The organism is Streptomyces sp. cg35 (genome assembly GCF_050410835.1).
Taxonomy (GTDB): Bacteria; Actinomycetota; Actinomycetes; order Streptomycetales; family Streptomycetaceae; genus Streptomyces.
Genome location: NZ_CP191268.1, coordinates 3,346,173 through 3,372,763, shown reverse-complemented (window position 1 = coordinate 3,372,763; position 26,591 = coordinate 3,346,173). Strand labels below are relative to the sequence as shown.

At 72.1% G+C, this 26,591-nt stretch carries 22 protein-coding genes; 9 read left to right on the top strand and 13 right to left on the bottom strand.

Annotated features, from left to right (window positions below; all coding sequences use genetic code 11):
* Positions 1-8: 8 nt before the first annotated feature.
* Together ACQUQD_RS15350 and trhA are read right to left on the bottom strand one after the other, a co-directional pair.
* A complete protein-coding gene (locus ACQUQD_RS15350; RefSeq protein WP_428952635.1) occupies positions 9-1,568 on the bottom strand; it encodes an MFS transporter in 1,560 nt (519 codons plus the stop codon).
* A gap of 109 nt (positions 1,569-1,677) precedes the next feature.
* A complete protein-coding gene (gene trhA, locus ACQUQD_RS15345) occupies positions 1,678-2,361 on the bottom strand; it encodes a PAQR family membrane homeostasis protein TrhA (protein ID WP_428952634.1) in 684 nt (227 codons plus the stop codon).
* Positions 2,362-2,647: 286 nt separating this feature from the next.
* Here trhA and ACQUQD_RS15340 point away from each other — a divergent pair, with 286 nt between their 5' ends.
* Positions 2,648-4,501 (top strand): phosphoenolpyruvate carboxykinase (GTP), encoded by a 1,854-nt coding sequence (locus tag ACQUQD_RS15340; protein WP_428952633.1) that lies wholly within the window; start codon positions 2,648-2,650, stop codon positions 4,499-4,501.
* Positions 4,502-4,556: 55 nt separating this feature from the next.
* Here the strand turns inward: ACQUQD_RS15340 and ACQUQD_RS15335 are convergent, their stop codons facing one another.
* From ACQUQD_RS15335 to ACQUQD_RS15310, 6 genes are all read right to left on the bottom strand, one after another.
* Positions 4,557-4,967, bottom strand: a complete 411-nt coding sequence (locus ACQUQD_RS15335; protein WP_428957564.1) for a hypothetical protein — start codon at positions 4,965-4,967, stop codon at positions 4,557-4,559.
* A gap of 97 nt (positions 4,968-5,064) precedes the next feature.
* The gene (locus ACQUQD_RS15330; protein WP_428952632.1) at positions 5,065-6,276 is read right to left on the bottom strand and encodes a pyridoxal phosphate-dependent aminotransferase; all 1,212 of its coding nucleotides are present in this window, start codon (positions 6,274-6,276) and stop codon (positions 5,065-5,067) included.
* A 451-nt stretch (positions 6,277-6,727) separates the two neighbouring features.
* Positions 6,728-8,164 (bottom strand): carboxylesterase/lipase family protein, encoded by a 1,437-nt coding sequence (locus tag ACQUQD_RS15325; RefSeq protein ID WP_428952631.1) that lies wholly within the window; start codon positions 8,162-8,164, stop codon positions 6,728-6,730.
* A complete protein-coding gene (locus tag ACQUQD_RS15320; RefSeq protein WP_428952630.1) occupies positions 8,161-9,645 on the bottom strand; it encodes a long-chain-fatty-acid--CoA ligase in 1,485 nt (494 codons plus the stop codon). Before ACQUQD_RS15320 ends, ACQUQD_RS15325 begins: the two co-directional genes overlap by 4 nt.
* Positions 9,646-9,775: 130 nt before the next feature.
* Positions 9,776-10,954: a PucR family transcriptional regulator gene (locus tag ACQUQD_RS15315; protein ID WP_428952629.1), complete on the bottom strand. Its 1,179-nt coding sequence runs from the start codon at positions 10,952-10,954 to the stop codon at positions 9,776-9,778.
* 106 nt (positions 10,955-11,060) lie between these two features.
* Positions 11,061-12,386: an MFS transporter gene (locus tag ACQUQD_RS15310; RefSeq protein ID WP_428952628.1), complete on the bottom strand. Its 1,326-nt coding sequence runs from the start codon at positions 12,384-12,386 to the stop codon at positions 11,061-11,063.
* A 247-nt stretch (positions 12,387-12,633) separates the two neighbouring features.
* On the opposite strand from ACQUQD_RS15310, the gene ACQUQD_RS15305 reads away from it, so the two are divergent.
* A complete protein-coding gene (locus ACQUQD_RS15305; RefSeq protein WP_428952627.1) occupies positions 12,634-13,251 on the top strand; it encodes an alpha-ketoglutarate-dependent dioxygenase AlkB in 618 nt (205 codons plus the stop codon).
* Positions 13,252-13,260: 9 nt separating this feature from the next.
* Here the strand turns inward: ACQUQD_RS15305 and ACQUQD_RS15300 are convergent, their stop codons facing one another.
* A complete protein-coding gene (locus ACQUQD_RS15300) occupies positions 13,261-14,859 on the bottom strand; it encodes an N-acyl-D-amino-acid deacylase family protein (RefSeq protein ID WP_428952626.1) in 1,599 nt (532 codons plus the stop codon).
* A 216-nt stretch (positions 14,860-15,075) separates the two neighbouring features.
* Positions 15,076-16,338, bottom strand: a complete 1,263-nt coding sequence (locus ACQUQD_RS15295; RefSeq protein WP_428957563.1) for an amino acid deaminase — start codon at positions 16,336-16,338, stop codon at positions 15,076-15,078.
* Positions 16,339-16,518: 180 nt separating this feature from the next.
* On the opposite strand from ACQUQD_RS15295, the gene ACQUQD_RS15290 reads away from it, so the two are divergent.
* From ACQUQD_RS15290 to ACQUQD_RS15275, 4 genes are all read left to right on the top strand, one after another.
* The gene (locus ACQUQD_RS15290) at positions 16,519-17,583 is read left to right on the top strand and encodes a sugar kinase (protein WP_428952625.1); all 1,065 of its coding nucleotides are present in this window, start codon (positions 16,519-16,521) and stop codon (positions 17,581-17,583) included.
* Positions 17,580-18,359, top strand: a complete 780-nt coding sequence (locus ACQUQD_RS15285; RefSeq protein WP_428952624.1) for an IclR family transcriptional regulator — start codon at positions 17,580-17,582, stop codon at positions 18,357-18,359. The genes ACQUQD_RS15290 and ACQUQD_RS15285 overlap by 4 nt, the downstream gene beginning before the upstream one ends.
* Positions 18,356-18,766, top strand: coding sequence for a RidA family protein (locus tag ACQUQD_RS15280; RefSeq protein ID WP_428952623.1), 411 nt, complete (start codon positions 18,356-18,358; stop codon positions 18,764-18,766). The genes ACQUQD_RS15285 and ACQUQD_RS15280 overlap by 4 nt, the downstream gene beginning before the upstream one ends.
* Positions 18,767-18,878: 112 nt before the next feature.
* Positions 18,879-20,360 carry a GntP family permease gene (locus ACQUQD_RS15275; RefSeq protein WP_428952622.1) on the top strand — a complete coding sequence of 494 codons (1,482 nt, stop codon included), beginning with the start codon at positions 18,879-18,881 and terminating at the stop codon, positions 20,358-20,360.
* Between the two features lie 36 nt (positions 20,361-20,396).
* Here ACQUQD_RS15275 and ACQUQD_RS15270 read toward each other — a convergent pair whose 3' ends face one another.
* Positions 20,397-20,759, bottom strand: coding sequence for a hypothetical protein (locus ACQUQD_RS15270; RefSeq protein ID WP_428952621.1), 363 nt, complete (start codon positions 20,757-20,759; stop codon positions 20,397-20,399).
* Between the two features lie 182 nt (positions 20,760-20,941).
* Here ACQUQD_RS15270 and ACQUQD_RS15265 point away from each other — a divergent pair, with 182 nt between their 5' ends.
* A complete protein-coding gene (locus tag ACQUQD_RS15265) occupies positions 20,942-21,565 on the top strand; it encodes a hypothetical protein (protein ID WP_428952620.1) in 624 nt (207 codons plus the stop codon).
* A 62-nt stretch (positions 21,566-21,627) separates the two neighbouring features.
* The gene (locus ACQUQD_RS15260) at positions 21,628-22,956 is read left to right on the top strand and encodes an Nramp family divalent metal transporter (RefSeq protein WP_428952619.1); all 1,329 of its coding nucleotides are present in this window, start codon (positions 21,628-21,630) and stop codon (positions 22,954-22,956) included.
* Between the two features lie 18 nt (positions 22,957-22,974).
* On the opposite strand, the gene ACQUQD_RS15255 is transcribed toward ACQUQD_RS15260, so the two are convergent.
* A complete protein-coding gene (locus tag ACQUQD_RS15255) occupies positions 22,975-24,237 on the bottom strand; it encodes a DUF1266 domain-containing protein (protein ID WP_428952618.1) in 1,263 nt (420 codons plus the stop codon).
* A gap of 90 nt (positions 24,238-24,327) precedes the next feature.
* A complete protein-coding gene (locus tag ACQUQD_RS15250; protein WP_428952617.1) occupies positions 24,328-25,362 on the bottom strand; it encodes a chitinase in 1,035 nt (344 codons plus the stop codon).
* 268 nt (positions 25,363-25,630) lie between these two features.
* Here ACQUQD_RS15250 and ACQUQD_RS15245 point away from each other — a divergent pair, with 268 nt between their 5' ends.
* Complete coding sequence (locus tag ACQUQD_RS15245; RefSeq protein ID WP_428952616.1) at positions 25,631-26,569, top strand: hypothetical protein; 939 nt, start codon at positions 25,631-25,633, stop codon at positions 26,567-26,569.
* The last annotated feature ends 22 nt before the right edge of the window (positions 26,570-26,591 follow it).

The window sequence follows — 26,591 nt, the reverse complement described above, 5'->3', positions numbered from 1 at the left end:
CCTCATTCTCAGGCATCCGTGCTGACGGGGGCCACCTCCGTGTCGGACGCGGCCCGCGGCGCGGGGTCCGTGGGGCCGGGCATGAGGGCGGCCGTGAGGACCGCGGCGGCCAGCGCCGTGATGCCGATGACGACCAGGGCGAGGTTCATGCCGTGGACGTACGCGGCGTCGGCGGAGGCCGCGAGGTCCCGGTCGCCGAGCCGGGCCGCGACGACGTGGGCGCCGATCACCGAGTCGCTCGCGGTGTCGGCCGCGGCGCCGGGCAGCCCGGTCGTGCTCAGCCGGGCGGTGTACGCACCGGCGATGAGGGCGCCGAGCAGGGCGACACCGAGGGCGCTGCCGGTCTGCCGCACCGTGCTCAGGAGTCCGGAGCCGCGGCCGGCCTGGTCCTTGGGCAGGGTGGCGAGGGCGCCGCCCATCGCCGGGATCATGGCGAAGGCGAAGCCGGCCCCGGCGACGGTCAGCCACAGGGCCGTGAACCCGTACCCGGAGTCGACGGTGGTGCGCGCCCCGAGGAACCCGGCGAACGCGAGGACGACCAGGGCGACGCAGATCACCGACCGCGCCCCGAACCGGGCGACGAGCGGCTGCGCGAACCTGGCGGCGGCCAGCATCCCGGCCATCAGCGGGAGCATCCGCAGTCCGGTGCCGAGCGAGTCGGTGCCGAGGACGGCCTGCAGGTACTGCGGCAGCACGAACAGCAGGCCCGAGAACACGAACATGCCGAGCGTCGCCGCGACCGTGTTGGTGAGGAAGCCGCGGTGGGTGAGGAGCGTGAGGTCGAGCATCGGGCGCGGGCTGCGGCGTTCGCGCAGGACGAGCGTGCCGAGCAGGACGACGGCGGCCGCGAAGCCACCGAGGACGACCGGGTCGGTCCAGCCCTTTCCGGGGCCCTCGATGATCGCGTAGATCAGGGTGCCGAGGCCGAGCGCGGTGAGCACGGTCGAGACGATGTCGACCTCGGGGGCGGCCGGGTCGCGGGTCTCGGGCAGCAGGAACAGGCAGGCGGTGATGCCGATCGCGACCATCGGCACGTTGATCACGAAGACCGAGCCCCACCAGAAGTGGCCCAGCAGCCAGCCGCCGAGGACCGGCCCGAGCGGCATGCCGATCGCGGACGCCGCCGAGATCATGCCGATGGCCTTGGTCTGCTCCTCGCGCGGGAACAGCGAGGGCAGCACGGAGAAGGCGAGCGGCATCACGAACGCGCCGCCGACGCCCATCAGGGCGCGGGCCGCGATCACCCAGGTCACGTCGGAGGCGAGGGCGCCCACGACGGACGCCACGAGGAAGATGCCGAGCCCGGCGACCAGGATCCGGCGCCGTCCGAAGCGGTCGCCGAGCAGTCCGGCCGGGAGCATCAGCGCCGCGAAGACCACGACGTACGCGTCCGCCATCCACTGCTGCTGGCCGGTGGTGGCGCCCAGCTCCTCGGCGATCGTCGGCAGCGCCACGTTCAGGATCGTCAGGTCGAAACCGAGCACGAGCATGCTCGCGACCAGGGCCCCGAGGGCCCACCAGCGCCGGGGGTCCGGGCGCGACTCCACTTGTTCAATGACAGTGGCCATGAAATGAGAGTAACTCTTATTTTCGAGCGTCTGTCAATCGTGAGTCTCTCTCGGGAACGCAAAAATGGCCGCGGCTCGGGAGCCGCGGCCATGAGGGGGAGGGGGAGCGTCAGGCGTGCTGGTAGGCCACCAGCGAGATGCCGACGTAGTGCACGACGAACGCCGCCAGGGTGAGGGAGTGGAACACCTCGTGGAAGCCGAACCAGCGCGGCGAGGGGTTCGGGCGCTTGATGCCGTAGATGACACCGCCCGCGCTGTAGAGCAGCCCGCCCACGACGACCAGGACGAGTACCGCGATGCCGCCGGTCCGCATGAAGTCGGGCAGGAAGAAGACCGCCGCCCAGCCCATCGCGATGTAGCAGGGGGTGTAGAGCCAGCGCGGGGCGCCGACCCAGAAGACGCGGAAGGCGATGCCCGCGCCGGCCGCCGCCCAGATGCCCCACATCAGGGCGTCGCCCTTGGCGCCGGGCAGCAGCAGCATGGTCAGCGGCGTGTAGGTGCCCGCGATGATCAGGAAGATGTTCGCGTGGTCGAGCCGGCGCAGGATGCCGTCCGCGCGCGGCCCCCAGTTGCCCCGGTGGTAGAGCGCGCTCACGCCGAACAGCAGGCAGGCCGTGAGGATGTAGATGCCGCAGGCGATGCGGCCGCGCGTCGAGTCGGCCAGCGCCGTGAGGAAGAGGCCGGCGATCAGCACGGCCGGGAACATGCCCGCGTGCAGCCATCCGCGGAGTCTCGGCTTCAACAAGGAAGGCTCTGCGATGGGGACTTCGGGCTGCTCCGCGGCGACGCTCATGCCCGGCATCGTACCTACGCGACCGTAGGTGGCAGATATGGAGAGCGTCAGTTCTCACCGGGGGTTAACCCGAAGCCCTGATCCCTAGCCCTCGAAACCGAGTGGTGATGCTCACGTCGCTCAGGTGTGAGGCCCCCTGGACAGATGGGCGAAACGGTCGGATGATCAAATGAGTGCGGTCGGCACCGGATGAGCGCTCACTGACTTTCAGTGGACGGGAGGCGCAGCGTCCGGGTCGCAGCCCCCACGGGGCATACCAACTCAACACCCTCATTTAGGAGCGATCGTGGCGCGCGACATCGCGGCTCCCCCCTCCCGGAACGCAGCTCAGGACACCCTCCCGACCACCCACCAGGAACTGATCTCGTGGGTCAACGAGATCGCCGAACTGACGCAGCCGGACAGCGTGGTCTGGTGCGACGGCTCCGAGGCCGAGTACGAGCGGCTCGCCGAGGAGCTCGTCGTCAAGGGAACGTTCAGGAAGCTCGACCCCATCAAGCGCCCGAACTCGTACTACGCGGCCTCCGACCCGACCGATGTCGCGCGGGTCGAGGACCGTACGTTCATCTGCTCCGAGGACGAGGCCGACGCCGGCCCCACCAACCACTGGAAGGCCCCCGCCGAGATGCGGGAGATCTTCCGGGGCAACGAGGGGAACGGGGGCATCTTCCGCGGTTCGATGCGGGGCCGGACGATGTACGTCGTCCCGTTCTGCATGGGCCCGCTCGGCTCCCCGCTGTCCGCGATCGGCGTCGAGATCACCGATTCGGCCTATGTCGCCGTCTCCATGCGCACGATGACCCGGATGGGCCAGCCGGTCCTCGACGAGCTCGGCTCCGACGGCTTCTTCGTCAAGGCCGTCCACACGCTGGGCGCTCCGCTGGAGCCGGACCAGGCGGACGTCGCGTGGCCGTGCAACTCCACGAAGTACATCTCGCACTTCCCGGAGACCCGCGAGATCTGGTCGTACGGCTCCGGCTACGGCGGCAACGCCCTGCTGGGCAAGAAGTGCTACGCCCTGCGCATCGCCTCGGTCATGGCGCGCGACGAGGGCTGGCTCGCCGAGCACATGCTGATCCTCAAGCTGACGCCGCCGCAGGGCGAGTCGAAGTACGTCGCCGCCGCGTTCCCGTCGGCCTGCGGCAAGACCAACCTCGCCATGCTGGAGCCCACGATCTCCGGCTGGACCGTCGAGACGATCGGCGACGACATCGCCTGGATGCGGTTCGGCGAGGACGGGCAGCTCTACGCGATCAACCCCGAGGCCGGTTTCTTCGGCGTCGCGCCCGGCACCGGCGAGCACACCAACGCCAACGCCATGAAGACGCTGTGGGGCAACTCCGTCTTCACGAACGTCGCGCTGACCGACGACAACGACATCTGGTGGGAGGGCATGACGGAGGAGACTCCGGCCCACCTCACGGACTGGAAGGGCAACGACTGGACCCCGGAGTCGGGCGTTCCGGCCGCGCACCCCAACGCCCGCTTCACCACTCCGGCGGCGCAGTGCCCGATCATCGCGCCCGAGTGGGAGGACCCGCGGGGCGTGCCGATCTCGGCGATCCTGTTCGGCGGCCGCCGCGCGTCCGCGGTGCCGCTGGTCACCGAGTCCTTCGACTGGAACCACGGCGTCTTCCTCGGCGCGAACGTGGCCTCCGAGAAGACCGCCGCGGCCGAGGGCAAGGTCGGCGAGCTGCGCCGCGACCCGTTCGCGATGCTGCCGTTCTGCGGCTACAACATGGGCGACTACATGGCCCACTGGGTGAAGGTCGGGGCCGACAAGGACCAGGCCAGGCTCCCGAAGATCTACTACGTCAACTGGTTCCGCAAGGACGCGAACGGGCGCTTCGTGTGGCCCGGGTTCGGTGAGAACGCGCGCGTCCTCAAGTGGATCGTCGACCGCCTCGACGGCCGGGCGGAGGGTGTCGAGACCCCGATCGGCATTCTTCCGACCAAGGAGTCCCTGGACACGGACGGCCTCGCGATGGCCGACGCGGATCTGGACTTCCTGCTCACCGTCGACAAGGAGGTCTGGCGGGAGGAGGCCGCACTGGTGCCCGAGCACCTCAACACCTTCGGCGATCACACGCCGAAGGAGCTGTGGGACGAGTACCGCAAGCTGGTGCAGCGCCTCGGCTAGCCGCCGGACCTGACAAAGCCCCCGCACAACGGAGTGCGGGGGCTCTGTCGCGCCCTTACGCGGCGATCAGCTCACTGGAGGCCGCGTGGAACTCCATGCGCTGGGCGGCGAGGATCGCCGCCGACGTGTCCGCCCGGGACGCCGCGACGACCAGCGCCCGCCCGGCGAGCGCATGCGCGCGCTGGTGCAGCGCGGCGGTGTGCGGCTCGTGGATCGCGGCGGCGACGGCCGAGCGGACCGGCGGGTGACCCCCGCGCAGCCGGGTGACCTGTGCGGCGAGATCCGCCGCGGCCGCGTCGAGCTCCGGGTCCCCGCCGGCCAGCCGGAGCTCGTCGGTCACCGCGAGCAGCGCGGACAGGTGTCCGGCGAGCTGGATGTCCAGCTCCTCCTCGCGGGAGCGGTGCGGGAAATCGACGTGGTCGGCCGCCATCGTGTGGACCGACTTGGAGCGGATCGGCTCGTACATGGAGGCCTCCAGGCAGCAAGGGGTGCGTGGCTTGGTCTCCATCGTACCTTAGAAGCTGTCTAAGGTAGAACTTGTCCAAAGTTAGCCGCGGGCCGTGTCACGGCTGGCTGTAGCCGTCCAGGAAGTTCCCGATCCGGGTGACCGCCTCCGTCAGCTGGCGGGTCGAGGGCAGGGTCACGACACGGAAGTGGTCCGGCTCCGGCCAGTTGAAGCCGGTGCCCTGGACGACCATGATCTTCTCGGCCCGCAGCAGGTCGAGCACCATCTGCCGGTCGTCCTTGACCTTGTAGACCTTGGGGTCCAGGCGCGGGAAGAGATACAGGGCGCCCTTGGGCTTCACGCACGTCACGCCCGGGATCTGCGTCAGCAGGTCGTGCGCCACGTCCCGCTGCTCCTTGAGGCGGCCGCCGGGCAGCACCAGGTCGTTGATCGTCTGGCGTCCGCTGAGCGCCGCGACGACGCCGTGCTGGCCCGGCATGTTCGCGCACAGGCGCATGTTCGCCAGGATCGTCAGGCCCTCGATGTACGACTCCGCGTGCGCGCGCGGACCGGAGATCGCCATCCAGCCGACGCGGTAGCCGGCCACCCGGTACGCCTTCGACATGCCGTTGAAGGTGAGGGTGAGCAGGTCCGGGGCGATGGCCGCGGTCGGGGTGTGCGTCGCGTCGTCGTAGAGGATCTTGTCGTAGATCTCGTCGGAGCAGACGAGGAGGTTGTGGCGGCGCGCGATGTCGGTGAGGCCGCGCAGCATCTCGTCGCTGTACACGGCGCCGGTGGGGTTGTTCGGGTTGATGATGACGATGGCCTTGGTGCGGTCGGTGACCTTCCGCTCCACGTCCGCGAGGTCGGGCATCCAGTCCGACTGCTCGTCGCAGCGGTAGTGCACCGCCGTGCCGCCGGAGAGCGAGACGGCCGCCGTCCACAGCGGGTAGTCGGGCGCCGGGACGAGGACCTCGTCGCCGTCGTCGAGCAGCCCCTGCATCGCCATCACGATCAGCTCGGATACGCCGTTGCCGATGAAGACGTGCTCGACGTCGGTCTCCACGCCGAGCGTCTGGTAGTGCATCATCACCGCGCGGCGGGCGGCGAGAAGGCCCTTGGCGTCGCCGTAGCCGTGCGCGTCGCCGAGGTTGCGGAGCATGTCCTCGAGGATCTCCGGAGGACACTCGAAGCCGAACGCCGCCGGGTTCCCCGTGTTCAGCTTCAGGATGCGATGGCCTGCCGCTTCCAGCCGCATCGCCTCCTCGAGAACCGGGCCCCGGATCTCGTAGCAGACGTTGGCGAGCTTGGTCGACTGGATGAGCTGCATGGTCGCACTTTACGGCCGTGTTTCGGGGCGGCGCGCGCTGTTTGCGAGCCGATGGGCGTCGCGGCCGGTGCCGGTCTGGGATGCGCGGGGCACCGGCTGCCGGTTGCCTCCAAAATGCGGGGTGCGCGCCGGGCCGCGGCTTCGAAGCGCGGCCCGGCGGCGCGGGTGAGATGGGCCACTCGGCGGCCCCCGGCGCGATGCGACGGGCCCGGTCAGCCTCGTCCCGCGGCGTGGACGGCGGCGGCCAGGGCCGTACCGACGGCCCGCGAGCCCGCGGCGTCGGGGCGGCTCCGGCAGCAGGTTCACGCAGCCGACGGCGACGCCGACCATGCTCACGTCGTTGCCGCCGATCGTGATGCCGACGACGTCGGTGCTCCGCGACAGCGCGTCGTACTGTCGGGGTGCCAGTGGCACAGAGGTGTGGCTGACGGACGGGCCGGTCTCGCGGGGGTCACTCCCACAGGCGGCGCTCCCGCTCACGGGGCGCCCGCACCACCGCCGAGCCGTCCGCGGCGCCGAACGTCATGACCGGTCGCTCGGTGCTCCACGGCGCCCATCCGGGGTCCCCGGCGGCGGCGAAGGCCACCCAGGCGGCGTGCATGGCGCGGGCCAGTTCCCGCGGGGCGTCCGGGCCCGTGAGGGCGCGGGTGTCCGCGGAGTCGAGGGTGTCGAAGACGAAGCCGAGCTCCAGGGCGTGGCAGGCGCCGAGCCCGAGCACCGGGGACGGCCAGGCGAACTCGTAGAGGAAGGTGCGGCCGGGGCGCCCTGCGCGCGCGTCGGCGAGCCGGTTCAGCGGGATCCGCAGCAGCTTGTCGGTGGCGATGGCGCCGAGGACCTCGCCCGGCGACGCGCCGGGCCGGGCGGCGCGGTAGACCCGGGCGGCCCGCCACGGCGCGCGCTGCTTCAGCAGGACCAGCCGCAGCGCCACGGCGTTGATCCGGTCGACGAGCCCGCTGGGCACGAACCACAGCCGGTACTCGTCGGTGGTGCTGCCCATCAGCAGGTCGATGCCGTCGGCGGCGCCGTCCGCGAGCGCGGCGGCCGGGTCGCGGGGCAGCACGTCGCCGTCGACGACGAGGTGGAAGCCCGTCGTGCCGGTGAGCGGGTTGCCGCCGTGGGTGACCGCGGTCTGCGCGGCCAGCAGTTCGGCCCGGCCGACCCGGGCCAGCGCCTCGGCGGTGGCGGCGACGCCGAGGCGCTCGGCGATGGCGGTCGTCGTGGGCCGGGCGGTGTCCGGGGCGACCGCGGCGGGCGCGCCGCTCTGGAGCACGGCCCGCCGGAACAGGCCCTTCGCATGCGGGCTCGTGAGCAGCGCGGCGATGCTGATGGCACCGGCGGACTCGCCGAAGACGGTGACGTTCCCGGGATCGCCGCCGAAGGCGCGGATGTTGTCCCGGACCCAGCCGAGCGCGGCGATCTGGTCGCGCAGGCCCAGGTTGGCCGGGGCGTCGGGGAACACCCCGAACCCCTCGATGCCCAGGCGGTAGTTGACCGAGACGAGGACGACGCCGTCCCGGGCGAAGGCGCGGCCGTCGTAGGTCGGCACGGCCGAGGAGCCGTTGCGCAGGGAACCGCCGTGGATCCACACCATGACGGGCAGCGGCCCGCCGCCGGGGTCCGGCGTCCACACGTTGAGGTTGAGGCAGGCGTCGCCGGGGACGTCCGGGTCGGGGAGCAGCTCGTCCAGGGGCGCGGGGTAGGGGGTCTTCGGCGCGGTAGGGCCGAAGGCGGTGGCGTCCAGCACCCCGTCCCAGGCGGCGGGCGGCTCCGGAGGCCGGAACCGGAGCGGGCCGACGGGCGCGGCCGCGTACGGAATGCCGCGGAAGACGGTGATGCCGTCCTCCTCCGTGCCGCTGAGCCGGCCGTGCCCGGTCGTGACGACGGTCATGCGCACACCTCCTGGAGCTCTCGCTTGAGGATCTTCCCGCTCGGGCCGAGCGGCAGCTCGGGAAGCAGCCGGACGACCCGCGGGTACTTGTGCTTCCCGAGCCGCTCGCGCGCCCACGCGACGATCTCCTGCGGCGCGTCCGTAGCCCCCGGGAGCAGCACGACGGCGGCGCAGATCTCCTCGCCCCGCTCCTCGTCGGGCAGGCCCACGACGGAGACCTGCGCGACCGACGGGTGCCGGGCGAGGACCTCCTCGACCTCGCGCGGGTAGACGTTGAAGCCGCCGCGGATGATGAGGTCCTTCTTGCGGTCGACGATGCTCAGGAACCCGTCCGCGTCCCGCACCCCCAGGTCACCGGTGCGGAACCAGCCGTCGACGACGGCCGCGGCGGTGGCCTCCGGGTCGTCGAGGTAGCCCGCGAAGACGTTGTGCCCGCGCAGCACGACCTCGCCGACCTCGCCGTCGTCGAGCAGCACGACGCGGCGCTCGGTGCCCGGGTCCGCGATGCCCGCCTCGACGCCCCAGATCGGGTGGCCGACCGTGCCGGGGCGGCGGCCGGTGCCGAGCTGGTTGAAGGTCGCGGCCGGCGCGGTCTCGGTGAGCCCGTACCCCTCCAGGACGACGGTGTCGAAGACGGCCTCGAAGCGTTCGAGGAGCGCGCCGGGCAGGGCCGCCCCGCCGGACACGGCCATGCGCAGCGCGGCGGCGGGGCGCCCGTCGCGGGCCGCGGCCTCGACGAGCGCGTGGTACATCGTGGGCACCCCCATGAAGACCGTCACGCCCTCCTCGATCAGCAGGTCGAGCGCGCCGGGCCCGGTGAAGCGTCCGGACAGCACGAGCGTGGCCCCGGCCCGCAGCGCGGCGTTCATCGCGCAGGACTGGCCGAAGCTGTGGAAGAGCGGCAGACAGCCGAGCACCACGTCGTCGGGGGTGAGGCCGAACAGGTCCTGGGCGCAGACGGCCGCGTTCATCACCAGGTTGAGGTGGGTGAGCAGGGCGCCCTTGGGCCGTCCCGTGGTGCCGCTGGTGTAGAGGATCACGGCGGTGTCGTCGGGCCGGCGCGGCTCGGCCGCCGCGAGCGGCTCCCGCCCGGTGGTCACCTGCAGCACCTCGATGCCGGTCCTCGCCGCGGCCTCCTCGGCCACCGGGCGCAGGGCGCCACCGCTGACGACGGCGCGGCAGCCGCTGTGCCGCAGCACGTACGCCACCTCGTCGGCGACCATCAGGGCGTGCACCGGGACGACCGTGCCGCCGGCCGCCAGGACGGCGTAGTACGCGCGCGGGAAGTCGGCGGAGTTCGGCAGCAGCAGCGCCACCCGGTCGCCCGGCCGCACGCCGCGGGCCCGCAGCTCGGCGGCGAACCGCAGGGCCTCGTCCCACAGTGTGCGGTAGCTGATGCGGACACCGTCGTCGACCACCGCGATCCGGTCGGGACGGCGGGCGGCGGAGTCCTTCAGGACGGTGGCGACGCTCAGCTGCATGGCGGCTCCCCTGCGCTGTGTACGGGTGGTGGACGGCTGCCTCAGCTTCCGGCACCCCCACGGCCGCGGACCATGGGCAACCGCCCAGTGTCGGCGCCCGGACCCTGGGCAACGGCCGTCACGCCCGGGGTCAGCGGGCCAGGTCCAGCACCCGCAGCGCCAGCGCCCAGCCGAGCCGGGCCTCGCCCGACTCCGCGGGCCAGCCGGTCAGCTCGGCCACCCGGCCGATGCGGTTGAGCACCGTGTTGCGATGGCAGAAGAGCTGCGTGGCGGTGCGCGAGGCGGAGCAGCCGGTGTCGAGCCACACCCGCAGCGTCTCCAGGAGTTCCGGGCGCTCGGCGCCGCTGCGCAGCACGCCGTCGAGATAGCGCAGCACCGTCCGGTCCGCGATCTCCGGTTCCGCGCCGAACACGGCGTGCACCAGCCGCTCGTCGAGCTCGGCGACCTCGCCGCTGCCCGGCGCGAGCGTGGCCAGGGCGCGCTTCGCGAGCCGCAGTCCCCGGTCGGCGAGGGCCAGTTCGTCGAACGGCGGCGAGATCCCGGCCGTGCAGCCGACCTGCCCGCGCAGCGTCTCGGTCAGCAGCCACGGGTCGGCGGAGCCCAGCCGCACCAGGCCGGCCACGCTCTGCGCGCGGGGCCGCCAGAACGACCACAGGCCGGCCGCCTCCAGCGCGGGCGCCGGGTCGGGCGGCGCCGCCGGATCCTGGGCGGCGACGACCACCACGTAGTGGCCGAGCTGCGGGACGCCGAGCGCCTCGGCCGCGGCGGCGGCCACGGCCGGGTCACCGGCCCGCCCGTCGAGCAGTGCCTCGAAGAGGGCGCCGCGGCGGGAGGCCTCCCGGTGCTCCAGCTCCAGCGTCGTGAGGCGGTAGGCGTCCGCCATCGCGGACGAGAAGCGGTCGATGGTCTCCCAGACCGCGCCCGCCATGTCGCCCACCATGCGCTGCTGGGCGGGCGACCGGTCACGCATCCAGTCCGCCATGGCCTGCCAGAACACGCGCCCGCCGCGGCGGTAGGCCTTCAGCACCGTGGAGAGCGGCATGCCCTGCTCGGCGCGGAGCCGCCCGTTCTCGGCGGCCACCGTCTCGAAGCCGCGGGCGCCGGACGACGGCAGCCCGCCGAACTCGTGCAGGGCCAGTTCGATGTTGCCGCGGCAGGTGACGTGCAGGTCCTCGATCGAGACCGGCCGGCCGCTGGCGTAGCTCGCGCTGTGGGCGCAGATGTCGGCGACGAGGTCGTCGATGAGCCGGTCGATGTCGTCGAGCAGCGTCGTGGCCAGCTCGCGGCGCAACATCAGCTCCTCCTCCATGGCGGCAGGATAGGCACCCGCATCGATTCGGTGGAAGGGACGCGGGCCCCTGACCAGGAGCGGGCCCCGCCCGTCGGGCATCCGGACACGAGCGGCCGGGCCGGGCTCAGTCGGCGACCGCGGGGACCGCGGCGGGGGCGCCCGGGTCCGTGCGGCGGACGGTCCGGCGCAGGGCGACGGCCAGCGCCGTCCCGAGGAGTCCCGCGGCGACGACGAAGACGAACGGCGCCCGTGCGCTGCCCGCGCGGTCCTCGATGACACCGAAGAGGACCGGGCCGAAGAAGCCGCCCATGAGGCCGATCATGTTGATGAACGCCAGCCCGACGGCGGCCATGAGGCCCGACATGCGGGACATCGCGACCGACCAGAACAGCGGGAGCGTCCCCATCAGGAAGAAGTTGGCGAGGAACAGCACCGCGAACTGCGCGGCCGCGCCCGTGACGGCCAGGTACCCGCCCATGCAGAGGGTCCCCGCCGCGGCGCACAGCACGATCAGGCCCGTGTCGTCGCCGGTCCGCCCGTGCAGCCAGGGGAAGAACAGGACGCCGCCGAGGACGGCCAGGCCGGTGCTGCCGGTGACGAGTCCGATGAGGAAGGGGTCCGTGACGCCGAGCCCCTCGACGATCGACGGCAGGTTGAAGCCGACCGCGGAGGAGACGAGCTGGTTCAGGAAGTAGGTGCCGGCGAGCACCAGGACGACGGGGCGGCCGAAGGCCAGGGCGAGATGGCCGCGCAGCCGCTCCGGAGACGGGTGGGCCTCGGCGGCGGCACGCTCGGACAGGGCGGTGGCCTCGTCGGCCGACAGCCACCGGGCGTCCTCCGGGCGGCTGGGCAGGGCGGACCAGACGAGCACCCCGATGGCGACGGTCAGCAGCCCCTCGCACAGGAACATCCACTGCCAGCCCTGGAGTCCGGCCAGCCCGTCGAGGCGCATGAGCCCGCCGCCGGCCGGCGCGCCGAGGACGACCGCGGCCGCGGGCGCCGTGTAGACGAGCCCGACGACGGTCACCCGGTGCCGCTGGGCGAACCAGAGCGTGACCGTGTACATCAGGGCCGGGTACAGCCCCGCCTCGGCGGCGCCGAGCACGAAGCGCAGCACGTAGAAGGAGAGCTCGCCCTGGACGAACATCATGGCCGCCGAGACCAGGCCCCAGCTCACGGCGATGCGGGCGATCCAGGCCCGCGCGCCCACGCGGTGGAGCACCATGTTGCTCGGCACTTCCAGGAGCGCGTAGCTGAGGAAGAAGACGCCCGCGCCGAGCCCGTACGCGGCGGCGCCGATGCCGATGTCGGCCTCGAGCTGCGTCTTGGCCAGCGCGATGTTCGTCCGGTCGACGTACGACATGAAGTACGCGATCCCGAGGAGCGGCAGCAGCCGCCGCATCGCCTTCCGGGTCGCGGTGGCGTGCACCGCGTCGGAGTGAGTGAACATCGAAGCCTCCTGGTCCTTCCCGCCGGTGAGCGGGCGCGGGGCAGGGGTGTGCTCCAGTGGAAGCCGCCCGGGCGCCGCCGTTCTCGTGGCAGCCGGGTGGGGCGCCGGCTGTGGGTGTTCAGCATCGATTGCGGCTGGTGGGCCGGGCCATGTGCAGACGCCCACCGTGTGCGGCGCCCGACTGGGCGCAGGCCCGCGAGCGCGCTTTCTTCGAGCGTTTGTTCTATTCCTTCGGTAGGCTGGCGCCATGCTTCAGGGATCGCTGTTCGACCAGGCCGAGGAGACCGCGCCCGGCACCCTCGCCGGGATGGCGCGCACCGAGTTGGGGGCCGGAGCCTGGATCGACGTCCTGCCCGGCTGGTTGCGCGGGGCCGACACGCTGTTCGAGCACCTCGCCGCGGACGTCCCGTGGAAGGCGGAGCGGCGGCAGATGTACGAGCGCGTCGTGGACGTGCCGCGACTGCTCAAGTTCTACGGCGAGGGGGAGCGCCTGCCGCACCCCGCTCTCGACACGGCGCGCGACGCCCTCTGCGCGCACTACGCCGATGAGCTGCGCGAGCCCTTCACCACGGCCGGGCTGTGCTTCTACCGGGACGGCCGGGACAGCGTCGCCTGGCACGGGGACCGGATCGGGCGCGGGGCCCGCGAGGACACCATGGTCGCCATCGTCTCCGTCGGGGCGCCCCGCGATCTGCTGCTGCGCCCGGTCGGCGGCGGCCCGGCCGTGCGCCGGTCGCTCGGACACGGCGACCTCATCGTGATGGGCGGCTCCTGCCAGCGGACCTGGGAGCACGCGATCCCCAAGTCGACCCGCGCGACCGGACCCCGGATCAGCGTCCAGTTCCGGCCGCGCGGGGTGCGCTGAGCGAGCGGTTCAGGCCCGGCGGCGTACGGACCGGCCCGCGAGCACGTCCGTGCGCCGGCCGTCCTCGATCACGAAGCGGCCGTCGACCAGGACGTGCGGGATGCCCACGGGCAGCGTCCGCGGCGCCTCGAACGACGAGCCCGCCGCCACCGTCTCCGGGTCGAACAGGACCAGGTCGGCGCGGTAGCCCTCACGGACCAGACCGCGGTCGGGCAGGCGCAGCCGGGCGGCCGGGCGGGACGTGAGGTGCGCGACGGTCTCCTCCAGCGACATGACGCCGAGGTCCCGGGCGTAGTGGCCGAGGTAGTGCGGGAACGTGCCGTAGGCGCGCGGGTGCGGCTTGAAGCCCTGCAGGATGCCGTCGCTGCCGCCGGTGTGCACCGGGTGCTGCATGATCGCCCGGACGTTGTCCTCGTGGCCGACGTGCTGGAGGATCGTCGAGCCGAGGTTGTCGGCGATGAGCAGCCGGCGGGCCGTGATCCAGGGGGCCTCGCCGCGCTCGGCGGCGGCCTGCGCGACGGTCTTGCCGACGCAGGAGGCCAGGCCCGGGTCGGAGACACCGGAGATCTCGATCGTGTCCCACTCCATGGGCACGCCGTGACAGCCGTCGGAGCCGATCTCCTCGACGTGGTGGCGGATCCGCTCGGCGGTCTCCTCGTCCTTCAGCCGGGCCAGGGTCGCGTCCGGGCCGCCCTCGTTGGCCCAACTGGGCAGCATCGCCACGAGAGTGGTCGCGCCCGGGGTGTACGGGTACGTGTCCAGGCTGATGTCGGCGCCGCCCGCGATCGCGTCGTCGAGGAGCGCGAGCAGGTCGACGCCCTTGCCCTTGTTCACGCCGAAGTTCATCGTCGCGTGCGCCAGGTGCAGGGCGCAGTCAGCGGTCCGGGTGAGGTCGACCATCTCCCGGTACGCGTCCAGCGCGCCGGCCCCGTAACTGCGGTGGTGGGGGCAGTAGTAGCCGTCGTACGCGGCCACCACCCGGCACAGCTCGGTGAGTTCGGCGTCCTTGGCGTACATGCCGGGCGTGTAGGTCAGGCCCGACGACATGCCGACGGCGCCCTGCTCCATGCCCTCCGCGACGAGGCGCTTCATGTGGTCGAGCTCGGCGGGGGTGGCGTCGCGGTCGTCCCAGCCGACCGCGTACATGCGGACCGTGCCCTGGGGGATGAGGTAGGCGGCGTTCACGGCGATGCCCTGGTCGAGGCGGTCCAGGTACTCGCCGACCGTGCGCCAGCTGAAGTCGATGTCGGAGCCGTCGCCGTTCCAGCCGGTGATGGCCCGGCGGACCTCGGCGAGGGTGCGGTCGTCGACGGGGGCGTACGAGAGGCCGTCCTGGCCGAGGACCTCGAGGGTGACGCCCTGGGCGGCCTTCGCGCTGTGGTCCGGGTCGCGGAGTACGGCGAGGTCGCTGTGGGCGTGCATGTCGATGAAACCGGGGGAGAGGGCGAGGCCGTCGGCCTCGACGGTCCTGGCCCCTGTCGGGCGGGGCCCGGCGTCCCCGTCCCGGTGGATCTGCGTGATGCGGCCGTCCGTGACCGCCACGTCGGCGCGGTAGGAGGCGCCGCCGGTGCCGTCGATCACTCGGGTGTTCTTGATGACCAGGTCCACGGAAGGCTCTCCTGTTCGGGGTGGTTTCTGTGACGGGGCGGGTGCGGGTGCGTGGGGGCTGGTCGCGCAGTTCCCCGCGCCCCTGAGATGCCCGCCCTCCGGGCGGCATCTCCCTCGGGGAAGCTGCGCGCGGCGCATGCTTCAGGGGCGCGGGGAACTGCGCGACCAGCCACGCACAACCCCCGGACAGGCCATCGCCCCGCGGAGCTACGGCGCCTAGAAGAACGTGCGGACGTAGTCCACGACCGTGCCGTCCGCCTCCACCACCGGAATCAACTGCCACTTGTCGAACGACGTGCAGGGATGCGACAGCCCCATCCCGACCCAGTCGCCCACCTCCAGCGCGGCCCCGGCCTCGGTCCGTACCCAGCCGTGCTGGTCCGACAGGCCCGTCACCGCGATCCCGTCCGCGTCCCGGACCGCCCCCGTACGGGCGTCCCGTACGACCTGGACCTCGGGCAGGTCCAGGTCGTAGGCGGCATCCCGCTTGCCCGCGTTCGTGAACGCCTGCTCCGGCGCCGGACGCGACACCACCTGCGCCCACAGCCGGAACGCGGGGTGCAGCGCGCCCTCCTCCGGGACCCGGTTGAACGGCGTCAGGTGCCGGTAGTGACCGTCGTCGTGCGAGACGTACGCGCCGGAGCGGAGCAACTTCAGTACGGGCGAGCTCAGTTCGGGGATCTCCGCGAAGACGTCCGCCACCGCGTCGAACCAGGCGCTGCCGCCCGCGCTCACCACGATCTCGTCGAGCCCGGCGAACCGCCCGGCCTTGTCGAAGTCCACGGCGAGCGTGACCAGGCGGCGCAGCCAGGCGCGGACCCGGTCGCCGTCGGCCTGCGGGACCTCGCCCTCGTACCCCGCGACACCCGCGAGCCGCAGGGTCGGCGCGGCGGCCACCGCGTCCGCGACCGCCGCGCACTCCGTCTCCGTCCGCACACCCGTGCGCGCGCCCTCGCCCGCGCCCAGCTCCACCACGACGTCGACGGGGCGGGCGGCGCCGGCCGCACGCAGGGCGGCGTCCATCAGCTCCACGCCGCGGACCGAGTCGACGTAGCAGGCGAAGCGGAAGGAGGCGTCCCGGTCCAGCTCGGACGCGAGCCAGCGCAGCGCCGCCGCGTCGACCAGTTCGTTGGCCAGGAAGATCCGCTCGATCCCGAACTCCCGTGCCACGCGCACCTGGTGGGGCACGGCGAGGGTGATGCCCCACGCGCCGTGCTCGATCTGCCGCTGGAAGAGCTGCGGGGCCATCGACGTCTTGCCGTGCGGCGCGAACGCGAGCCCGTGCCGGGTGGCGTAGGTCTCCATCAGCGCGAGGTTGTGCTCCAGGCGCTCCGCCGAGAGGGCGAGGACCGGGGTGGTGAAGCCGTCCGTGAAGAGGTTCAGGCGGCGCTCCGACAGTTCGGCGACCGTCAGGCCGTCGGCCTGGGGCGGCAGACCCTTGAACCGGAAGTCCACCCGCTCGTCGGCGAGCCCCTTCAGGCGTTCCTTCCGGCGCTCGACGGCGGTGTCGGCGTTCTGGGCGGTCACGGCGCCTCCTCCAGGCAGACAGTTGCAATATGTGCAACGGTCATTGCGTATGTCGCTTACTGCTGTCTAACATCCGAGCCAACGCCGGGTCAACGGAGCCGTTGGCCCCCAGCCGTGAGGAGACCGACCCCCGTGACCGTCACCGGACCCGCAGCCCCGCACAGCGCACCCGACGTCGTCGCGCTCGGCGAGTCCATGGTCACGTTCGTTCCCTCCGTACCCGGGCGCCTCGCCGACGTGCCGTCCTTCGAGCGCGGCATCGGCGGCGCCGAGTCCAACCTGGCCTGCGTGCTCGCCGCCGGCGGACACCACGCCCGCTGGGTCTCCCGGGTCGGCGCCGACGGCTTCGGCGACCACCTGGTCGAGGCCATCGGCGCGTACGGCGTCGACGTCTCGGGCGTCCGCCGCGACCCCGCCCGCCCCACCGGCATCTACTTCCGCACCGCGGGCGACCGGGCCACCGACGCCCACGAGGTCGCCTACTACCGCGCCGGGTCCGCCGCCTCCGCCATGTCCGCCGCGAACATGGACCTCGGCGTGCTGCGCGCCGGCCGCGTCCTGCACCTGTCCGGCATCACCGCCGCCCTGTCCGCCGACTGCCTCGGGCTGCTCGGCGCGCTCCTGGAGCGGCCCGGCACGCCCGGCGGCCCGCTCCTCTCCTTCGACGTCAACCACCGCCCCGGCCTGTGGGCCGACCCGGCGGACGCCCGCGTGCTGCTCGACCTCGCCCGCCGCGCCGACCTCGTCTTCGTCGGCGAGGACGAGGCCGAGGACGCGTTCGGCGTCACCGGCGGGCCCGACGCCGTCCGCGCCGCGCTGCCCGAGCCCGACCTGCTCGTGGTCAAGCGGGGCGCCGACGGCGCGATCGCCTACGACCGCGACGGCGGCCGCCACTTCGAACCCGCCCCGCGCGTCGACGTCGTCGCCGCCGTCGGCGCGGGCGACGCCTTCGCCGCCGGGTTCCTCTCCGCCACCCTGCGCGGCCTGCCCGCCGCCGCCCGGCTGCGCCACGGCCACCTGTGGGCCGCCGCCGCGCTCACCGTCCCCGGCGACCTCGCCGCGCCGCCGAGCCGCGCCCACGCGGACCGGCTGGTCGCCCTGGACACCGCCGCGTGGGAGACACTGCACCTCGGCCCCGGGTGGACCGTCACCGATGCCGCCGACGAGAGGGCCGCCGAGGAGGTACGCACGCCATGAGCCAGACCGTCGACCGCGCGCTCAGCATCCTGCCGCTGCTCGCCGAGGGACCCGCCGACCTGGGCCAGGTCGCCGACCGGCTCGGCGTGCACAAGTCCACGGCACTGCGCCTGCTGCGCACCCTGCACGAACACGGCCTGGTCCACCGCCAGTCCGACCAGCGCTACCGGCTCGGCGCCCGCCTCTTCGCGCTCGCCCAGGAAGCCGTCGAGAACCTCGACGTCCGCGAGATCGCCCACCCCCACCTCGTCGAACTCAACGAGAAGTGCGGCCACACGGTCCACCTCGCCGTCTACGAGGAGCACGAGGTCCTCTACATCGACAAGGTCGAGAGCCGCTACCCGGTGCGCATGTACTCGCGCATCGGCAAGCCGGTCGCCATCACCGTGGCCGCCGTCGCCAAACTGCTGCTCGCCGACCTGTCCCCGGCCGAGCGCCGCGCCCTCGCGGACCGGCTCGACTACCCCATGTACACGTCCCGTTCGACCCCCAACGCCCCCGCCTTCCTGCGGGAACTGGAGAAGGTGGGCGAACAGGGCTGGGCCACCGACCTCGGTGGCCACGAGGAGTCCATCAACTGCGTCGGGGCGCCGATCCGCGGCGCGGACGGACGCGTCGTCGCCGCCATGTCGGTCTCCGCACCGAACGTCGTCGTCACCGCCGAGGAACTCCTCACCCTGCTCCCGCTGGTGCGCCGCACGGCGGAAGCCATCAGCCGGGACTACTCAGGCACCGGACCCGGCAACACCCCTCACAAGGAAGCAAGTTCATCATGACCGAGAAGATCGCCCTCACCCCCGCCACGCACACCACCCCGCCCGCGAAGTTCTCGCACGGCGTCAAGAAGGGCAACATCCTCCAGGTCGCCGGCCAGGTCGGCTTCCTGCCCGCCGAGGAGGGCAAGGCCCCCACCCCGGCCGGCCCGACCCTGCGCGAGCAGACCCTCCAGACCTTCGCCAACGTCAAGGCGATCCTCGAAGAGGGCGGCGCCACCTGGGACGACGTCATGATGATGCGCGTCTACCTCACGGACGTGGACCACTTCGCCGAGATGAACAAGATCTACAACGAGTACTTCGAGGAGCAGGGCCTGAAGGCCCCGGCCTCCGCCCGCACGACCGTCTACGTCGGTCTCCCCAAGGGCCTGCTCATCGAGATCGACGCGCTCGCCGTCCTGAGCTGAGCCCGCCGCACCACCCGCACGCCGTACGTCGTCACGGCGCGGCGCATCACCACGATGCGCCGCGCCGCGATCCCCCCTGCCCAGAAACCCCCATGCTCTTACGAGGTCAACGATGTCCCCGTTCGCTCCGCTCGCGGCCGCCGCCCCTGAGACCCCACCTCACACCGGCGGCATCCTCACGCTCATCGACGGCACCGCCGGTCTGCTGACCGTCGCCGCCCTCGGCATCGTCCTGCTGCTCTTCCTGATCATCAAGGCGCGCATCCAGCCCTTCGTGGCCCTGCTCGCGGTCTCCATAGCCGTCGGCCTCGGCGCCGGCCTCTCGGTCACCGAACTCTTCGGCACCGTCCAGAAGTCCGACGCCGTCTCCACCATCGAGTCCGGCATGGGCGGCACCCTCGGACACGTCGCGATCATCATCGGCCTGGGCACCATGCTCGGCGCGGTCCTCGAGGTCTCCGGCGGCGCCGAGGTCCTCGCCTCCCGCCTCCTCAACCTCTTCGGCGAGAAGCGCGCCCCCCTCGCGATGGGCCTCACCGGCCTCATCTTCGGCATCCCCGTCTTCTTCGACGTCGGCATCTTCGTCCTCGCGCCGATCGTCTACGCGGCCGCCAAGCGCGGCGGCAAGTCGATCATCCTCTACTGCATGCCGCTGCTCGCCGGCCTGTCGATGACGCACGCCTTCCTGCCGCCGCACCCCGGCCCGGTGGCCGCGGCCGGACTGCTGAAGGTCGACCTCGGCTGGGTCATCCTCATGGGCATCGTCTGCGGCATCCCGGCCGTGCTCGCCGCCTGGGGCTGGGCCGCCTGGATCGGCAAGCGGATCTTCGTGCCCGTCCCGCAGGACATGGTCGAGGCCGCCGACGAGGCCAAGGCCGCGCTGGAGGCCGAGCAGCGTGAAGCGGGTGTCACCCCGACCGAGAAGCCGGTCGCGCTGGGCGTCGTCTTCGCCATCATCGGCACCCCGCTGGTGCTGATCCTCCTCGCCACCTTCTCCTCGATCGCCTTCGACCCCTCCACGGGCCGCTCGGTCATCGAGTTCTTCGGCCACCCCTTCGTGGCCCTCACGATCGCCCTGCTCCTCGCGTACTACCTGCTGGGCATCCGCCGCGGCTGGTCCCGCAAGTCCCTGGAGACGGTGTCCACCGCGTCCCTGAAGCCGGTCGGCAACATCCTCCTGGTCGTCGGCGCCGGCGGTGTCTTCGGCGCCGTCCTCAAGGCGAGCGGCATCGCGCAGGCCCTCTCCGACACGTTCAACGACGTCGGCCTGCCGGTCATCGTCCTGGCCTACCTGATCTCGCTCGTCCTGCGCGTCGCCCAGGGCTCGGCGACGGTCGCCATCGTCACCACGGCCGGCATCGTGGCCCCCCTGCTCTCCGAGGGCAACTACTCGCAGGCCTTCACCGCCCTCGTCATCATGGCGATCTCCGCGGGCTCCATCTTCGCCTCGCACGTCAACGACGGCGGCTTCTGGATGGTCGCCAAGTACTTCGGCATCTCCGAGCGCGACACCCTGCGCACCTGGACGGTCCTGGAGTCGGTGCTCTCGCTCGCCGGGTTCGCGGTGGCGGCGGTGGTCAGCCTCTTCGTCTAGCGCGTTTGACGCGGACCGCTTCGGGCCTGTCCCTCGTCATCCGGTGACGAGGGACAGGCCCGAGCAGCCGGTGCCGCCGGCCGGATCGGGCGCGTACACCCAGTGCAGCGCGAAGATCTGGACGAACAGCAACAGGGCGGCCACGCACACGACCACCGCGCGACCGCCGCCGAAGCGCCGGGTACGACGGCAGGCGAGCACCAGCGCGGCCACGCTGCACAGGGGCGCCGCCCACGCGGTGACGTACATCCGTGTCGACGGTCCCAGGTAGGCGCAGTGCCGGAACCCGTCGCCGTCGAAGAAGAGGTGCGCGGCCAGCAGCACGGCCGAGACGACGGTCAGGACGAGAGCGGCCGCGAGGGGGCCGGCGCGGCCGCGGAGCGGAGTCGTGGTGTTCATCGCGGCCATCGTTATCGGCCGGGACGCAGGCTAAGGTAATGCGCACGTCAAGGATGAGCGCGGGTGTCCGGTCGCCCGGGAGGATCACGGTCCCGACGCCGGAGCGCCGTCGTCCGTCCGGCACAGGGAGCCCGAGGCCCCGGGGGAGGCGCCGCACAGGCTCGTCCGCCATACTTCCGCCCGTGGAGCAGCGCATGGAGAGCCAGAAGGTCACGCCCGTCACCGGTGCCGGTTTCGACCCGGCGTACGTCCCCGGCCTGACGTCTCCCCGACCGGAGACGGCTGTCGAGGACGCGGTCACGGAATCCGACGAGGTGGCGGAGGAGGTGACGCAGAGCGCGCCCGAGAAGCCCGTACGCGAGAAGGCCGTCCTGGACAAGAACGACGAACCCGAGGACGAACCCGAGGCCGATTCCGGGCCGGAGGCCGAGGACGCCACGGCCGAAGCGGCCGACGCCGACGCGGACTCCGATTCTGATTCCGAGTCCGCTTCCGCTTCCGCTTCCGAGTCCGCTTCCGAGTCCGGCAAGGGCGACGGCCCCGCCATGGAGGCGAGGGACCGCCGGGGTTCCATCACCGTCGACGCGACCGGGGTGCGCTACACGCTCGACGACCAGGAGGCCGACTTCACCTGGGACGAGATCAGCGCGGTCGAGTACGGCACGTCCCGCAAGCGCCTCACGGTGACGGTCCACACGCCCAACAGCCGCTGGTACCCGAACGACGTCGAGGCCCCCGACAAGGCCCGCCTCGCCGAGTGGACCGAGCAGATCGACAAGGCGCTGGACGCGTACTTCGAGGACTGACGAGGCAACGGTTCCGGTCGGCCCTCTTGCCGACCGGGGTTCTTTACGCTCCCTTGATAGTCATGGCGGACACCACGGGAACCCCAGGAACCGGCACCTCCACCACCACCCCCGACCATCCCCGCTCGTCCAGCTGGAAGTACATCGGTCCCGGCATCGTCGTCGCCGCGACCGGTGTCGGCGCCGGCGACCTCGTCGCGACGCTCGTGGCGGGCAGCAACTTCGGCTACACCCTGCTGTGGGCCGCGGTCGTCGGCTGCCTCGTCAAGATCAGCCTCGCCGAGGCGGCGGGCCGCTGGCACCTGGCCACCGGCCGCACCCTCTTCGACGGCTGGGCGAGCCTGGGCCGCTGGACGACCTGGTTCTTCGTCGTCTACGTCGTGATCTGGGGCTTCGTCTACGGCGCGGCCGCGATGTCGTCGAGCGCGCTGCCGCTCCAGGCGCTCTTCCCCGACGTGTTCCCGGCGGACTGGTCCATCAAGCCGTGGGCGATCCTGTGCGGCCTGGTCGGTCTGGTCTTCGTCTGGTTCAACAAGTACGCGGTCTTCGAGAAGGTCATGACGGTCCTGGTGGGCGTCATGTTCGTGGTCACGGTGTATCTGGCGGTCCGGGTCACGCCGAACCTCGGTGACGCCTTCGCCGGGCTGCTGCCCGTCCTGCCCGACGAGAAGGACTCGGTCCTGAACACGCTCGGCCTGATCGGCGGCGTCGGCGGCACCATCACCCTTGCCGCGTACGGGTACTGGGTCAACGCCAAGGGCTGGACCAACACGTCCTGGATGAAGGTGATGCGCCTCGACAACCGCGTCGCCTACATCACCACCGGCATCTTCGTCGTGGCGATGCTCTTCGTCGGGGCGGAGCTGCTGCACGCCTCCCACACCTCGATCGCCGCCGGGGACAAGGGACTTCTGGACCTGACGAAGATCCTCGAGACCGAGTACGGCACGGCGACCGCCAAGCTGTTCCTGGTCGGCTTCTTCGCCACGTCCTTCACGTCGCTGATCGGCGTCTGGCACGGCGTGAGCCTGATGTTCGCCGACTTCGTCGAGCGCTACCGCGGCGCCCGGGCCACCGCCGCGGACGTGGCGCGCGGCACCCGCGAGAAGGGCTGGGCGTTCCGCGGATACCTGCTCTGGCTGACCTTCCCCCCGATCGTCCTGCTCTTCCAGGGCCAGCCGTTCCGCCTGGTGATCCTGTACGGGGTCCTGGGCGCGGCCTTCATGCCGTTCCTGGCCCTGACCCTGATCTGGCTCCTCAACTCCAGCCGTACCCCGGCCCGTTGGCGCAACGGCCGGCTGAGCAACGGCATGCTGGCCGTCGCGGGCCTGCTGTTCGTGGTGCTGTGCGTGAAGCAGATCTGGGACCAGCCGTGGTCGGACTTCTTCTGACCCGGGCCGTGTGCCGCCCTACGTGAACGGGATGTTGAGCCAGGGGCTCCCCGGGTCCTCCGTCAGGATCCGGTGGGCCGAGACCATCTCCTCGTACCACCTGCCGAACTCCTCGTCGTCGAAGTGCAGGCACCGGCCGAGGGCGTAGGCGGCGGAGAAGTCCTGCCAGGAGCGGTAGGAGCGGACGGCCGACGCGCTCGCCGCGCGGACCGCGGACTCGGCCTCTTCGAGGGTTCCGTAGCGGGAGGCGAGGCCCCAGCGGGCCATGTTCGGGGCGCGGCCGAGATCCCAGGCGTCGACCGAGGTGACGTAACGGCCCTCGGCGAGCAGCCCGTCGGCGCGCATCCGGGCCTCGTAGCGGGTGATCCGGCCGATGAGCCGGTGCACGCCCTCGATCTGCGCGGAGGTCTCGTCGGCGGGGCGCGGCTCCGTGGTGGTCACGCCGTCCTCGGTGAGCACGGTGCGGGCCTCGCCGCGGGCCCGCAGCACCTTGGCGACGGCCTGCTTCCAGTAGCCCGTCTCGACGCGGCCGCCGAAGTCGCGGGCGATGCTGTGCCGCAGGCCGAGCGCGAACTCCCACACCCCGCTGTGGTTGTCGGCGGACAGCAGGAGGTGCACCTGCTCCCGCCACTCCTGGCGGCTGGTCACGCCCCACCATTCGCGCAGCCGTTGGCGCTCGGTCTGGTAGCCCTCGCCGTGGTGGGCCATGGTGTTCCAGAACTCGCCGTTGGTGACCGAGAGCAGCGCGCCCAGGGCCAGGCCGTGCGCGACGGGGCCGTGCAGCGCGCCGCCCACGTGCAGGGCGCGCAGGCACATCTTGTAGCGGGGCGTCCCGGCGCGGGCGGCCGCCCGCATCCAGGCCGCGTTGTGCGGGGGCAGCGGCGGGAGGACCGCCTCGCAGGGGGTGCCCGGATTGACGACGAGGGTCGGGGGGTTGGGGCCTGTGGCCCAGTTCGCGGTGGCGAACCAGTCGAGGGACTGCCACTCGAAGAGGCGGTGCGGGTCGGGAGCGGGCAGCATCCCGATGGTGCGCAGCTCCAGCCACTCGCCGCCGGTGCGGGGATCCCGGTGGAACAGCGGATACGTGGACTCGAAGACGTCGGCCTTGTCGGGGCGCAGCTCCATGTACAGCTCGACCGAGGCCAGCGTCTCGTAGTACGCCGCCCAGTCGCCCCGGCCCTTCGCCTCGTACAGCGCCCGCTCGGTGGGCGAGGGCGCCGCCCAGGCGGGCTGCGGGGACGCGGGGCCGTCGAAGTCGGCGGGCGGTGGGCCGAAGGTCATGGCCGGAAGCCTAAGCAGAGGGGACGTGGGCAGCGCCGCCGGGGGAGCGGCGGCGCTGCCCGTTCATAGGGGGACCGGCCCGCGGTCAGGTCACAGGCCGTGGACGTGCGGGCCCACCGCCGAGGACCAGGCGTTGTTGGACGTGGCGTCCCAGTTCGTGGACCAGGTCATCGCGCCGCGCACCCCGGGGTACGTCTTCGACGGCTTGAAGGAGCCGCAGTTCGTGCCCTTGGCGAGGCAGTCCAGGGCGTCGTTCACGACCGACGGGGCCACATAGCCGCTGCCCGCCGCGCTCGTCGACGCCGGAGTGCCGATGCCGACCTGCGACGGGTCGAGGCCGCCCTCCAGCTGGATGCAGGCGAGCGCCGTGAGGAAGTCGACGGAGCCCTGGCTGTAGACCTTGCCGTCGCAGCCGAGCATCGAACCGCTGTTGTAGTACTGCATGTTGACGACGGTGAGGATGTCCTTCACCGCGAGCGCCGTCTTGAAGTACTCCGCCGACGTCGACTGCATGTCGATGGTCTGCGGCGCCATCGTCAGCACGAAGCCACTGCCCGCCTTTGCCGCGAGCGACTTCAACGCCTGGGACATGTAGGTGGAGTTGACGCCGTTCTCCAGGTCGATGTCGACGCCGTCGAAGCCGTACTCCTGCATCAGCGCGTAGACGGAGTCCGCGAAGTTCGTCGCCGAGGCGGAGTCGCTGACCGACACCGTGCCGTTCTGGCCGCCGATCGAGATGACGACCGACTTGCCCGCCGCCTGCTTCGCCTTGATGTCGGCCTTGAAGGCGTCGTCCGTGTAGCCGCCGAGGCCCGCCGAGTCGAGGGTGAAGTCGACCGCGCCCGGTGTCGTGGTCGCGTCGGCGAAGGCGACCGCGATGATGTCGTAGTCGTCGGGGACGTCGCTCAGCTTCTGGACGCTGGCGCCGTTGTCGAAGTTCTGCCAGTAGCCGGTGACCGCGTGGGCGGGCACCGCGGCGGCGGCCCGGCTCGTCGTGGGCGCCGCGGAGGCTCCCTCGGTCGTCGCGACCAGCCCGGTCACGGCCAGTGCGGCGGCCGTGAACGTGCCGATGAGAGCGCCGAGTCGGGAACGTCGTCGGCGGCTGTGCGCGGGGGCGTGCGTCATTTCTGCCTCCATGTGGGGGGAGGGCTCCCACCACATCAGTGGGGGAGTTGGGGAAGCAGCTGCTGGGCGTACAAACTGGTCCAGACCAATAGGGATGTCAAGGGTTTGCGCCGACGCTTCCTCGCCAACCCGCGCCCACCGCTTCGTGAACAGTGCGAAGTTGGGTGTTGCCGGGCGCTCGCGTGGATATGGTGCTCAGGCAGGAACACTGACGTGTCCTGAACGAAGCAGTGTCACAAGGAGCGCAGAGCGACCGGGGGGTTCACGCGTGCCGACCGCCATAGCCGTGACCGACCCCGACCTGGTGCTCAACTCGCCCGACCGGCACACTCCGACCGCCTCCGTGCTGCCCGTGGGCGAGGCGCCGGACGCGTATCCGCTGGACCGCGCGATCGTCGACGTACACACACTGATCGAACAGCACGGGTATGTGATCGTGCTCTGTCCGCAGTCCGTACCGGACGCGGTCGTCCATCGGCTGTACTCGATCCGGTCCGTGCTCGAAAGCGACCGGATCGCCATTCTGCGCCCCGAGCTGCCGCCGCTCGGCCTCGCCGTGCTCGCGCTGCAACTGCGCCAGCTGTCGATCTGCGACTTCAGCCCGGGCGTCCTGGCGTCCGCGGGCCGGCTGCTCGCCCACTACGTCCACGCGGGCGCCCTCCTCGGCTCGGTCGCCAAGCTCGACCGCGTCCCCGTCACCCTCAAGGCGCACGCCAAGTCGTGGTCCCCGGGCGCCCAGTTCGCGGTCGTCGCCTCACCGCAGCCGCAACTGCTGAAGGTCACCGGGACCGAGACGCCGAGCGGCCCCTCCTTCGGTACGCGGATGTTCTACGCCGCCGGGCAGCAGACCACCGACTGGGTCACCGGCGCGCTCGCCCGGGCCTGGCGGGTGCAGGGCGCGACCGAGACGCGGCTGCCCGCCGAGTCGCCGCGCTGGTGGGCGACCGGCAAGGGCGGCCACCCCGGCCGGATCGTCGAGTTCGCGGCCGCCATCCCCGACATCTCCGTCCTCTACCAGCTCGTGTCGTCCGTACGGCGCGAGGAATGCCACTGGTGCGGGCTCGAACTCATCGGTGACCGCTGCGGGTTCTGCTCCGCGCCGCTGGCCGCCGACGCACCGCCCGAGCGCGCGGGCGGCACCCGGACCTCGCTCGCCCCGGCCGTCGGGGCGGGCCGGGCCGCGCTGCCCCGCGCCCCGCACCATTGACCGCCACCCGCACCCCGAACCC